Genomic DNA, 11,962 nt, shown 5'->3' on the forward strand with positions numbered 1-11,962 from the left:
CGCCCCGGGTGCAGGTGCAGCGACTGCGTGGCCTTGTCGACGTCACCGTCAGCGGCGCTGGCGAACCGGCTCTGCTCTCGCGCGGTCCGCAGCCAATCCGCCGCCATGGTCGACGTCCACGGACCGGTGATGCCGCCCGCGATGGTGCCCAGCACCTCGACCAGACCGTCCCCGAACGAGGACACCGACCGGGTCGCCTCCCCGACGTAGTTCGGCGGCACGATGGCGAAGTTCACCGCCACGGCGATCGCGGCGCCGATCAACGTGTCCAGAAATCGCTGCTCGACCTGCGCGCTGCCCAGAGCCAGCACGAAGAGCCCGTTGATCGGGATCTGTGCGGCCGCTCCGCCGTTGAGCCGCAGTACCTTGCCGACCAGGAAGCCCAGCCCGACGATCACCGCGATCGACCAGGCATGCAAGCCGATCAGGCTGCCGAGCCAGATGGCGACCAGGATGCCGATCAGCACCGCGACGACCTTCTCGAGCGCGTCCCGGATCGATGCGCGAACGGTCAGCAGGGCGATCAGCGAGGCGGTGATCGGCGCCCAGATGGGCGACGGCGAGCTGAGCAACCAGATGGCCACCGCCCAGGACAGGCCCGCGGAGAGAGCGATCTTGAAGGCCTGGACCAGCACGCCGCGGTCGATGGACAGCAACTCGCTGAGCGGGCGGCCGCGCCACCTGCGGCGACCTGTCACCGACCGCAGCCAGCCGCTGCGCCACCGCTTGAACCGGCCCTCGCCGGTGACGGTTGCGGACGTCACTGGTGCGGGATTCATGACACTGATCCTGCCGCACTAGATTCGATGCCATGACTGTGCGACGCATCATGGGCACCGAGGTGGAATACGGCATCTCCGTGCCGGGCGAGCCGGGGGTCAACCCCGTCATCTCGTCGACCCAGGTGGTGCTGGCGTACGCCGCATCGGTGGCGGCCCCACGCGCCAGGCGGCCGCGGTGGGACTACGAAGTGGAGTCGCCGCTGCGGGACGCCCGCGGCTACGACCTGTCCGCGCTGTTCGGCTCGCAGGAGCCCGACGTCGACGACATCGGCGCCGCCAACGTGATCCTGTCCAACGGCGCCCGGCTGTATGTGGATCACGCGCACCCCGAGTTCTCCGCGCCGGAGGTCACCAACCCGCTCGACGGGGTGCTGTTCGACAAGGCCGGCGAGCGGGTCATGGAGGCAGCGGCCCGACTGGCGGCCTCGCTGCCGGGGTCCAAGCCCATCCAGATGTACAAGAACAACGTCGACGGCAAGGGCGCCTCGTACGGCACGCACGAGAACTACCTCTGCAGCCGGGACACCCCGTTCCCGGCGATCATCGCCGGGCTCGTCCCGTTCTTCGCCTCCCGGCAGGTGTTCGCCGGCGCCGGCCGCGTCGGCATCGGGCCGTCGGGTCAGACGGAGGGGTTCCAGCTGGCCCAGCGCTCGGACTACATCGAGGTCGAGGTCGGCCTCGAGACCACCCTCAAGCGCGGCATCATCAACACCCGGGACGAGCCGCATGCCGACGCCGACAAGCACCGGCGGCTGCACGTCATCATCGGTGACGCCAACCTCGCGGAGATCGCCACTTACCTCAAGCTCGGCACCGCCGCGCTCGTGCTGTCGATGATCGAGTCCGGCTGGCCGCTGCCCGGGGTCGAGCTCGCGCACCCGGTCCAGGCGGTCCACCAGATCTCCCACGACCCGACGCTCAAGGCGACCGTGCCGCTCACCGACGGGCGACGGTTGACCGGTGTCGACGTCCAGCGGGCCTACCACGAGGCCGCCGCAAAGTACGTCGATGCCGAGTACGGCTCCGATGTCGACCCGATGACGACGGACGTGCTCGACCGGTGGATCAGCGTGCTCGACCGGCTGGCCGAGGACCCGATGCAGCTCGCCGAGGAGCTGGACTGGCCGGCGAAGCTCCGGCTGCTGGAGGGGTACCGAAGCCGCGACGCGCTGTCCTGGGGAGCCCACCGGCTCGCGCTGATCGACCTCCAGTACGCCGACGTCCGGATGGACAAGGGCCTGTACAACCGGTTGGTGTCGCGCGGCTCGATGAAGCGGCTGGTCACGGAGGAGGCCGTGCTCGAGGCGATGACCGCGCCGCCGGACGACACGAGGGCGTATTTCCGTGGCCGGTGCGTGGCGAAGTACGCCGACCGGCTGGCCGCCGCGTCCTGGGACTCGGTGATCTTCGACATCGGCCGGGACTCGCTCGTCCGGATCCCGACCATGGATCCGACCAGGGGCACCAAGTCGCATGTGGGAGCGCTGTTGGACGCCGCGGCGGACGCCACCGAGCTGGTGGATGCGTTGACCCGCAAGTGACGCCGCGCGCCGCCGTGATCGCGGGCGCCGAAAGGTGTTGGCGCGCTGAACGGGGCGGTGTCGGTGCGGGTGGGTAAAGTCGGCACCAGCGACCGTTGATCGGAGAACAACGAAATGGCCCAGGAACAGACCAGCAAACAGGGTGGCGGAGGCGACGGCGACGCCGCTGCCGACGCGGGCGGTGCCGGCCAGGAGCGGCGCGAGAAGCTCGCGGCCGAGACCGAGGACATCCTCGACGAGATCGACGACGTCCTCGAGTCGAACGCCGAGGACTTCGTGCGTTCCTATGTGCAGAAGGGCGGCCAGTGACGGGCGACTCCCACGTCGGTCAGTGGCCGGTGTCGGCCGTTCCCGCCGCGTACATGCGTCCGGGCAACGGGTCCTTCACCGAGTTCCTGACGGTCGCCGAGCCGCACCTGCTGCCGGGCAACCGCACCTCCCAGGCCGCCCCGGCCGTACCGCATGCGACCACCATCGTCGCGCTGACCTGCGCCGACGGCGTGGTGATGGCGGGGGACCGGCGGGCGACGATGGGCAACATCATCGCCCAGCGCGACATCGAGAAGGTCTTCATCGCCGACTCGCACTCCGCCATCGGCATCGCCGGCACGGCGGGCGTCGCGGTGGAGATGGTTCGGCTGTTCCGGCTCGAACTCGAGCACTACGAGAAGATCGAGGGCGTCCGGCTCTCGCTCGACGGCAAGGCCAATCGGCTGGCGACGATGATCCGCGGGAATCTCGGCATGGCCATGCAGGGACTGGCCGTCGTACCGCTCTTCGCGGGCCTGGAGGACGCCGCCGCTTTCGGGGCGGATCCCGCCGCCGCACCCGGGCCGGGCCGGATCTTCTCCTACGACATCGCCGGCGGCAAGTATGAGGAACACGACTACTACGCCGTCGGATCGGGCTCGATGTTCGCCCGGTCGGCGCTGAAGAAGCGGTACGAGCAGGGCGCCGATCTGGCCACCGCCGTCCGCGCGGCCGTCGAGGCGCTGTACGACGCGGCCGACGACGACAGCGCCACCGGTGGTCCCGACCTCACCCGGCGGATCTTCCCGGTCGTCGTGTCCGTCACCGCCGACGGTGCCGTCCGCTGGACCGAGGAGCAGGTGGGAGCCATCTCCGAGGCCGTCGTCGCCGGGCGGCTGCTCAAGCCCGGCGGCTAGCCCGTTCCGGCCGGCCGCACTGACGGCCACCAGAGCGCACCACCGACCGAGACCCGCCACAGCTGATCCCGGGACCACGTCCCGACCCGAAACCGTTCGCTCGAGGAGCCCGACCGCCGTGACGATGCCGATCTACGCCTCACCCGAGCAGTTCATGCGCGACCGCTCGGAGTACGCCCGCAAGGGCATCGCCCGGGGTCGCAGCGTCGTGGTCACCACCTTCTCGGGTGGCGTGCTGTTCGTCGCCGAGAACCACTCGCCGACGCTGCACAAGGTCAGCGAGATCTACGACCGGATCGGGTTCGCGGCCGTCGGCCGGTACAACGAGTTCGAGAACCTGCGGACGGCGGGCATTAGGTTGGCCGATGTTCGCGGCTTCTCCTACGACCGCCGTGACGTGACGGGGCGATGGCTCGCCAACGCCTACGCGCAGACCGTCGGGTCGATCTTCTCCGAGCACCAGAAGCCGTTCGAGGTGGAGTTGTGCGTCGCCGAGGTGGCAGGCGCAGGCGCCGGCGGGGTCGGCACAGCGGTCGGCGCGGACCAGCTCTACCGGATCTCATATGACGGGTCCATCGTCGACGAACGTCGCTTCGTGGTGATGGGCGGCGCGACCGAGCCCGTTGTCACGGCGCTGACGGCCTCCTTCACGGCGGGCTGGGACCTCACCACGGCGCTCGGTGCTGCTGTCGCCGCGCTGGGCACCGCCGGCGAGAATGCGCCGCGGCAACTGGTTCCAGCGCAGCTCGAGGTCGCCGTGCTCGACCGCACCGTGGCCGGCCGGACCTTCCGCCGCATCCAGGGCGCCGCCCTTGCCGCACTGCTGGCACCCACCGTCGCGGCGGCCGACGCCGCAGCACTCGAGATCGAGCCGACCGGCGGGTCGCCCGACGATGCCGGCCACCTCAGCGACGCTCCCGGCGGCGATGCGGAAGAGGACACCGCGAAGTAGCACCGCCTGACGGCGTGGTGACCCAGGTCACCGAACTCTTCTGAATTTTCTTCGCCGATCCCGTATCAGGCGCACCCGCCCGCACTCCTGCAGCGTGTGCGGAAAGACCTGACTGAGGGGTGCGGGTCGTTTCCGGGCGTTATGTGCCACCCTTTAGCTGCTGTTTGCACATCAGCAGCGCCTCGACGACCGACCACATCCGGGAGGACACGTGCGCCGTACGCACCGTGTCGTGAGCGTCTTCCCGGATGTGGTGGGTTGCCGGCTGCAGAAGCGCGGGAGGTCGTCAGAGTGGCCGCAGTGAATCAGGGCAGTACCGTTGCCGGTCCGAGGGGTGGGCGCGCCGAGCCGTTGCACGGCCAGCGCCCGGGCGGAACCGCAGCCGTCACCGGCAGGGAGGCGGAAGCAAGATCGACAGAATCTCAGGATCCCGTCGCCGCCGATCCCATCGCCGCCGATCCCGTCGCGACCGAGCCCGTGCCGGCCGAGACCGCCGCCCTGCGCCGTCGTCAGGATGTCGGCGACCTGGTCGTCCGGGCCGGCACCGCCTTCGAGGAGTACCGGCAGGGCGTTCCCGGCGCGATCGACACGCTGGTCCGACTGGTCAGCCCCTTGCTGTGGCACACCGCCCGGCAGTGCGGGCTCACCGCCGCCGAGGCGGAAGACGTCGTCCAGCAGACGTTCCTCTCGCTGGTCCGCAGCAAGGACAGCGTGAGCGATCCACTTGCCGTCGTCCGCTGGCTCACCGTGAGCCTGCGGCGGCTGGCCTGGCGGGAGCGGGCGAACAGCGCCAAGCGGTCGAACGAGGAGCCGACGGACGACGATCTGCCGCGCGCTCCTTCGGCCGAGCAGATGGCGGTGCTGACCGATCAGCAGCAGCGGTTGTGGGCGCTGGTCGGCGAACTGCCGGAGCGCTGCCGAAAGCTGTTGGCTGTCATTGCTTTTGCACCACGACCCGACTACGCCGCCATCGCGGTGGATCTCGGGATACCGGTGGGTTCCATCGGTCCAACTCGCGGGCGCTGCTTGGCAAAGCTGCGTTCCCGCCTCGACGGGGGAGACTGGACATGACGGCGATGAGAGGCAACGCGGCCGACTCTGCCGATGACGGCTTCGGGTCGGACCTCCAGCTCGAGATGGACGACGATCTGATGGTCGGCGGCGAGCCGATGGACCGGGCGGATCTGCGGATCCTGTCGGACCTGCTGGCGATCTACGACTCAGTCGACCCGATGCCGGAGATGCTGCCCGACCTTGTGCTGTTCGGTCTCGGCACGCAGGATCTGGACGCGGAGTTCGCCACCCTGGTCGACTCGGAGCTGTCCGTCTCCGGCGCATCCGGCACCCGGTCGGTCGAACACGCCCGCCGGGTGACGTTCGCCAGCGACAGCCTCACCGTGATGGTGGTGGTCAACCCGCAACGCGACGGCTCCATCCGGCTGGACGGGTGGGCGGCCCCGGGCGGCCGGCTGCACGCCGAACTGCGGGTGGGGGAGTCGCTCCTCACCGCGGAGTGCGACGAGTCGGGGCGCTTCGTCTTCGACGACGTCCCGACCGGTCCGGCACAGCTCGTGCTGCACCCGACGGCGGACTCGGACCCGTCGCTGACGCTGGCGGTCGTCACGCCGGCTGTCCATCTGTGACGTCGTCCACCCACACAACATGACGTACCCCGGCGGCCTCCTCGGTGGTCGCGGCATCCGGGTCAGCCCCGCGCTCGATGTCTTCGGTGGTCGGGTGCTCGGCAGCGAGGCCATCAACCGGTCGGCGAATGCGTGGAGCCCGACGGCGTACAACCGCGAGGGCCTGATCGTCTCCACCGCCGATTCCCGGGCGCTGCCGACCGTTTCCAGTGCAGTGCGTGAAGTCTTGGCGGACCACGATTGCGCTCCGGACGGGCCGTCCTGGTTCGTCCAGCCGACCGATGCACGAAATCGTTCCGATGTTCTCGCAGCGGGGGTGCGGATCGTTCCTGCTGCGGCCGGAGCCTTTGGCACGCCCGATCCGTGGTCGATCGTCGAAGAACTGCGGTCCCGACTGGGTTCCGACCTGTCCACCACGGTCGGCCTCAATCATCTGATGACCTCGGCGGAGCAGCTCGGCGGCAATCCCTTTGCGGTCGGTCACGGCCGGGTCGGGCTGGACGGGTACGGGTTGAGTGGCAGCAACGGCCATGGTCCGGTCACGCTGGCCGTCGGTCCGCCTCCCGTCCCGTCGGGCTCCAGGTCCTCGGAACGTCGCCCCCGGGTGGTCGTGCTGGACACCGGTATCGGGGACCATCCATGGTTCCGCTCCGCGCCTGCCGCGACGACCATCACCTTCGCCGACGGCAGCTCCGTCGGCCCGGACATCACCCTTGCTCCCGGAAAGGTGTCGAACGGGGAATCGGACCGCGCTGCGGTTGACCCGCTGCTCGGCGCCCTGCCGACACACGCCGGGCACGGCACCTTCATCGCCGGTCTACTGCGGCAGGCCTGTCCAGCCGCGGACATCATCGCGCTGACCGTCATGCAGGCGAACGGGATCGTGCCGGAGCACAAGCTGATCCGCGCGCTGGAGTTGCTCCTTCGCCGGCAGTCGGAGTCGCCGGGATGGGCAGATGCCATCGTGCTGTCGTTGGGTTACTACGCCGAGACCGGCGAGGACCTCCAGTACACCTCCGGGTTGAAGGACATCCTGCTGGCCCTCGGACGCCGGGGTGTCGCCGTCTTCGCAGCCGCCGGCAACGACGCCTCACGCCGGCCGTCCTACCCCGCGGCGCTCGCCGTCGATCCCGATTTCGCCGCCGACGAGGTCGTGCCGGTTGTCTCTGTCGCAGCGCTCAACGCCGATGGAACGGTGGCGCCGTTCTCGAACGACGGACCCTGGGTGACAGCGGAGGCGGTGGGCGCCAACCTGGTCTCGGCGGCACCAATGTCCGTCGAAGGCGGTGCTAGAGCAGCAATCTCGGTTCGCGGTCCGCGCGGAGCAGTGCGCTCGTCGTTCGATCCGGACGACTTCCGAGGCTATGCGGTGTGGAGCGGCACGTCATTCGCAGCACCTGTTCTCGCCGGCCAGTACCTGACATCGCTGCAACGGGCGGGGTTTCCGCCCCACAACACTGACCGGCGGGCGCTGCTGCCCGTCGGACGGCCATCCCATCAACTGCAGGAGACCCTGCCCCGGAGGCGCACGTGAACCAGCCGACCGAGCCCGACCGCCCCGACCGCACTCCCGGCGATGATCGCACCGATGACGACCGGCGCAACCAACGGCCGTACGTGCTGGACGACCCGTTGGTGCGGTTCGACGCCAGAGTGCTCGATCCCACCACCGCGGTGCGGCTGACGAATGGCGAGGCGCCGTCGCCGACGGTCTATGTCGGCGACACGCTGCTGGTCACCGCCGACACCGTCGAGAATGCGCGGTCGCTGCTGACGGCGTTGGATTCGGTAGCGAATCAGAACCGGTCCGCGGTTCGAAGAATTCAGGAAGATCCGTTCGACGACAATGACGACCCGGACCATGATGAGTTCGCTCGACTGCTCAGGCAGGCAGCGGAAAGCCGTCTGCCGCTTGTCTTTGCGGTGCGGTTCGAGCCGAACACCGACGGGCCTGCCCCAGCGGTCGATGTCTGGCCGTTGCTCCAGAACATCCGGCAAGCCGCGTCGGGCGACGGGGCGGACCCAGAGGCCGTCCGACTGAGCGAGGCAATCGGACTGAATCACCTGATGTCCGCGGCGGCCGATATCAATGGCAGCCCGTTCTCGAAGGGAATGGCTGGCATCTTCGGGAGTCCGTTCTCGAAGGGAATGGCGAACATCTTCGGGAATCCGTTCTCCAAAGGCATGGCGAGCGGTGTGGCCAGTTATGCGGCCGCCGGATCCGGCGGCCGCGGACCCGTTGCCGTGGTGATGCCGCCGCCGCTGCGGTCGCCGGAGAACCAACGGCCCCACGTCGTCGTCGCGGACACGGGAGTCGGTCGGCACCCGTGGTTCGACGCGCAGGCGGTGACTGCGGGTCTGCAGATCGACGTGGAAGGCTCGCCTCAGTGGGTGGGTCGTGATCCAGGCGACCCGGATGCGCAGCGAAGCGATCCTGAGGGTTCCGGAGCGGTCTCCGATCCGATGAGCGGTTTGCTGGACAGTCATTCGGGTCATGGGACGTTCATCGCAGGTCTCCTACGGCAGGCGTGCGCGGACGCTGATATCACCGCCATCCGGATCATGGACAGCGACGGGGTCGTGCCGGAACTGACGCTGACCAGAGCGCTGACGGGGCTCGGCGTCGCACAGCTCACCCGTCAGGCAGAATTCGATGCCATTGTGCTGTCACTGGGTTACTACTCGGAAACCGCTGACGACAAGGCGTACACCGCGGGACTGCGGCTGTTGATCCTCGCGCTGTCCGCCATGGAGGTCGCCGTGTTCTGTGCGGCTGGCAACGATTCGACGCAGCGCAGAAGCTACCCGGCGGCATTCTGTGAAGATCCTGCGTTCGCGGACGGTGCTCACCTGGCAATGGCGAGCGTCGCAGCGCTGAACCCGGATTCAACTGTCGCCCTGTTCTCCAATGACGGCGAATGGGTCAACGCAGAAGCGCCGGGAGCGAACTTGGTCTCGACCGCGCCGGTCCTGGCGCAGGGTGCGTGGACCTCGGACACCTCCTTCATCGGGATCAAGGATGCCCGACGTGGCACGGTCGACCCTGACTCTTTCGTTGCCGGCTTCTCCACGTGGAGCGGCACTAGTTTCGCGGCTCCTGTACTGGCTGGCCGGTACCTCGCGCGTCTGGCAGGAGAGCCGGTGCCGAGGTCGGTGAAGGCACGCCAACCCTTGCTCGGATTGGGCCGACCCGGGCCCGCAGAGTGAGCAGGCGGCGGTAGAGCGCCGGTCGCCTGCCGTACGAAGACCTGTGATGCTGGAAGGGTGGATCCCGAGCAGCCATCAGCCCGGCCGGCCGGGCGTGGCTCCGGTGAGGCCGCAGCTGACGTCCGGGCGCTGTGGACGCGGGCGGTCGCCGAAAGTGACCGCGGGCGTCCGCTCGTAGCTCTGCGCTGGGGCACTCGCGCGCTGAGCCGGTTGCTGCGGGAGTGCCCCGACGAAGTGACCTTGCACGCAAGAATTCTCCTGACCCTGGCTTATCAGCGCTGGCAGGTCGGCGACATCGACGCAGCGGCGGACCTGCTCGATCGGGCGGAATCGGTCGATCCGGCGAGTCAGCCGCGAGTCGAGGCCAATCGCGGGGAGTTTCTCAAAGCCACTCATCCTGCGGAGGCGGTCAAACATTTCGACCAGGCCATCGCAGGTCTGCGGTCCGACCAGACAGCGGACGGTCAGGAGGCGCTGGCCATCACGCTGTTGAACCGGGGCGTGATGCACATGTCCGAGGGTCGGCTCAGGCAGGCTCACGCCGATACCGAGGCCGCCGCTGCGGCAGCCCGACGATCGGGCAGTGACGTCATCGTCTTCATGGCTACGCACAATCTCGGCTACGTCGACTTCCTCGCCGGAAACCTGCCCGGGTCTCTCGAGACCATGACTGCTGCGCGCGAGGTCCTGCCCACCGGTGCCACCGGCGTGCCGGCAATGGACCGGGCGCGGGTCCTGCTGTCCGCCGGGTTGCGCGTCGAGGCGGGGGAGTTCATCGACCAGGCGATCGCCTCGTTTGCGGCCAACCGTGCGACAACCGACCTGGTGGAAGCACTGCAGGTCCGGGCAGAACTCGACCTCCTCATCGGGGATCCACACGCGGCCAGAGCCCATGCCCGCCGCGCGGCGAAGATCGCCACAGCGCGGTCGAACGAAAGGGCTGCGCTGGTCATCGAACTGCTGGAGCGGCGCGCGGGTGCGTTGAATCGCCGCGGAAAGCCGGCGGCGGCGGCCGCCCGTCGCGACGCCGCAGGCGCGGCGGAACTGGCGGATCGACTACTCGCAGCTGACCTCCCCGACGACGCCAGAGAGGCCAGACTCCTGCAGGCGGAAGCGCTGCTGGATGCCGCCGATCCGGCAGGTGCGGCGGAGGCGCTGGCGGCATCGGCGACGCGGCACGACGGGCCGAAGGTGCGTCCCCGGTTGGCAATTCGACTGCACACCCGGTTGGTCGAGGGACGGATCGAGCTGGCCACCGGTCGGCGGGCGGGCGCGCTGAGCCGGATCCGTCGCGGCCTCGACGATCTCGCGGACTTCCAGGCCCGTTTTGGCTCCCAGGACCTGCAGTCCGCGGCGGCGGTGCACGGCCGCGAACTGGCCCGGCTCGGGCTGCGTACCGCGACGGACAGCGGCTCACCCGCCGCCATCCTGCAATGGCTCGAGCGGGCCAGGGCCGTGACCACCCGTCTGCCGGTCGTCCGCCCACCGGCCGATCCGGTGCTCGCCGAGGAGCTCGGCGCACTCAGGATGGCCGACGAGCAGGCGAGGGCGGCATTGCTCGCCGGCCGACGCGACCCGCTCGCCGAACGAAAGGTCGCCGAACTGCGGCGCAAGGTCAGAGCCCGATCGTGGACCGTGTCCGGCACCGGCCGGGTCCACCGACCGCCCACCCTGACGGGCGTCCGGCGCAGCCTCGCCGAGCGGCGCCCCGATGCCGCGGTCGTCGCGTTGTTCGTCGTGCGCGGCGAGATCCACTCGCTGGTGATCACCAGAGATCGCGCTGCGCATCTGGTGCTCGCCGACCGGGAGGCAGTCGAGTCGCACCGGCACCGGCTGCAGGGCGACCTCGACCTGCTCGCCGACGATCGCATTCCCGAGCGGCTGAAAGCCGTCGCCCGCAGTTCGCTCGACGCATCACTCGGCCGGCTCTCCGATGCCTTCGCCCCCGTGCTCGAGATCGCTTCGACCGGGCCAGTTCTCGTCGCCGCCATAGGCCCGTTGGCCACCGTGCCGTGGTTGCTGTTGCCGGCCCTGGAAGGCCGGGCCGTTGCGGTGTCGTCATCGGTGACCAGGGCCATCGCCGGGCTGAACCAGCCGGTCCGTGACCCGGTCCGGCGCGGCGTGTTGGTGGTGGCCGGACCGGACGTCACGAATGGGGACAAGGAGGCGTCCGGGATCGCCGCGCTGCACCCGGGGTCCACGATGCTGACCGGCGAGCAGGCAACCGGTCGGGCGGTGCTGGACGCGATCCCCGCCGGCGGGCTCTTGCACGTGGCCGCGCACGGGCACCACGAGGCAGGAAATCCGCTCTTCTCCGGCGTCAAGCTGGCCGACGGGCTGCTCTTCGGCTACGACCTCGCCCCCAACCCGACGCTGCCCGGCCATGTCGTGCTGTCCAGCTGTGACGTCGGGCAGACCGACGACCGGCCCGGCGGCGAGCCGCTGGGGCTGGTGGCCGCACTGGTCCGCAGCGGGGTGCCGACCGTCATCACCGGGACCAGCCGGGTCGCCGACGCCGTCGCCGAATCCACGATGCTGGCCTACCACCAGCGCCTGCTCGACGGTGAGCCGCCCGCCGAGGCGCTGGCCGCGGCGGTCGCGGCCTCGACGGCGGCAACGGGACTGCCCGCCCCGTTCAGTTGCTTCGGCGCCGGTCTCTGACCGCGCGGCT

10 protein-coding genes are annotated in these 11,962 nt (G+C 69.6%); 9 read left to right on the plus strand and 1 reads right to left on the minus strand.

Going from position 1 to position 11,962, the window contains the following annotated elements; genetic code table 11:
- On the minus strand, positions 1-779 hold a 779-nt coding region (locus ACVBEQ_RS23975), incomplete at its 3' end, for an FUSC family protein (protein ID WP_447155914.1).
- Positions 780-817: 38 nt separating this feature from the next.
- On the opposite strand from ACVBEQ_RS23975, the gene dop reads away from it, so the two are divergent.
- The 9 genes from dop to ACVBEQ_RS24020 all read left to right on the plus strand — a co-directional run bounded on the left by dop (position 818) and on the right by ACVBEQ_RS24020 (position 11,952).
- Complete coding sequence (dop, locus tag ACVBEQ_RS23980) at positions 818-2,323, plus strand: depupylase/deamidase Dop (RefSeq protein WP_447155943.1); 1,506 nt, start codon at positions 818-820, stop codon at positions 2,321-2,323.
- Positions 2,324-2,437: 114 nt separating this feature from the next.
- Positions 2,438-2,632, plus strand: coding sequence for a ubiquitin-like protein Pup (locus ACVBEQ_RS23985; protein WP_447155915.1), 195 nt, complete (start codon positions 2,438-2,440; stop codon positions 2,630-2,632).
- A gap of 53 nt (positions 2,633-2,685) precedes the next feature.
- Positions 2,686-3,489 (plus strand): proteasome subunit beta, encoded by an 804-nt coding sequence (gene prcB / locus ACVBEQ_RS23990; RefSeq protein ID WP_447155944.1) that lies wholly within the window; start codon positions 2,686-2,688, stop codon positions 3,487-3,489.
- A 118-nt stretch (positions 3,490-3,607) separates the two neighbouring features.
- A complete protein-coding gene (gene prcA, locus ACVBEQ_RS23995; protein ID WP_447155916.1) occupies positions 3,608-4,441 on the plus strand; it encodes a proteasome subunit alpha in 834 nt (277 codons plus the stop codon).
- 300 nt (positions 4,442-4,741) lie between these two features.
- The gene (locus ACVBEQ_RS24000) at positions 4,742-5,512 is read left to right on the plus strand and encodes an RNA polymerase sigma factor (protein ID WP_447155917.1); all 771 of its coding nucleotides are present in this window, start codon (positions 4,742-4,744) and stop codon (positions 5,510-5,512) included.
- A complete protein-coding gene (locus ACVBEQ_RS24005) occupies positions 5,509-6,084 on the plus strand; it encodes a carboxypeptidase regulatory-like domain-containing protein (protein ID WP_447155918.1) in 576 nt (191 codons plus the stop codon). The genes ACVBEQ_RS24000 and ACVBEQ_RS24005 overlap by 4 nt, the downstream gene beginning before the upstream one ends.
- Positions 6,085-6,103: 19 nt before the next feature.
- Positions 6,104-7,618, plus strand: coding sequence for a S8 family serine peptidase (locus ACVBEQ_RS24010; protein ID WP_447155919.1), 1,515 nt, complete (start codon positions 6,104-6,106; stop codon positions 7,616-7,618).
- Positions 7,615-9,291: a S8 family serine peptidase gene (locus ACVBEQ_RS24015; protein ID WP_447155920.1), complete on the plus strand. Its 1,677-nt coding sequence runs from the start codon at positions 7,615-7,617 to the stop codon at positions 9,289-9,291. Before ACVBEQ_RS24010 ends, ACVBEQ_RS24015 begins: the two co-directional genes overlap by 4 nt.
- Before the next feature lie 57 nt (positions 9,292-9,348).
- On the plus strand, positions 9,349-11,952 hold the full coding sequence (locus tag ACVBEQ_RS24020) for a CHAT domain-containing protein (RefSeq protein WP_447155921.1): 2,604 nt from the start codon (positions 9,349-9,351) through the stop codon (positions 11,950-11,952).
- Positions 11,953-11,962 lie beyond the last annotated feature (10 nt).

It is taken from the genome of Nakamurella sp. GG22, from assembly GCF_052976845.2.

Excerpts from the sequence above, each read along its gene's own strand:
- ACVBEQ_RS23985 (WP_447155915.1), top strand. The coding sequence starts at position 2,438 with ATGGCCCAGGAACAGACCAGCAAACAGGGTGGCGGAGGCGACGGCGAC.
- prcB (WP_447155944.1), top strand. The coding sequence starts at position 2,686 with ATGCGTCCGGGCAACGGGTCCTTCACCGAGTTCCTGACGGTCGCCGAG.
- ACVBEQ_RS24005 (WP_447155918.1), top strand. The coding sequence starts at position 5,509 with ATGACGGCGATGAGAGGCAACGCGGCCGACTCTGCCGATGACGGCTTC.
- ACVBEQ_RS24010 (WP_447155919.1), top strand. The coding sequence starts at position 6,104 with ATGACGTACCCCGGCGGCCTCCTCGGTGGTCGCGGCATCCGGGTCAGC.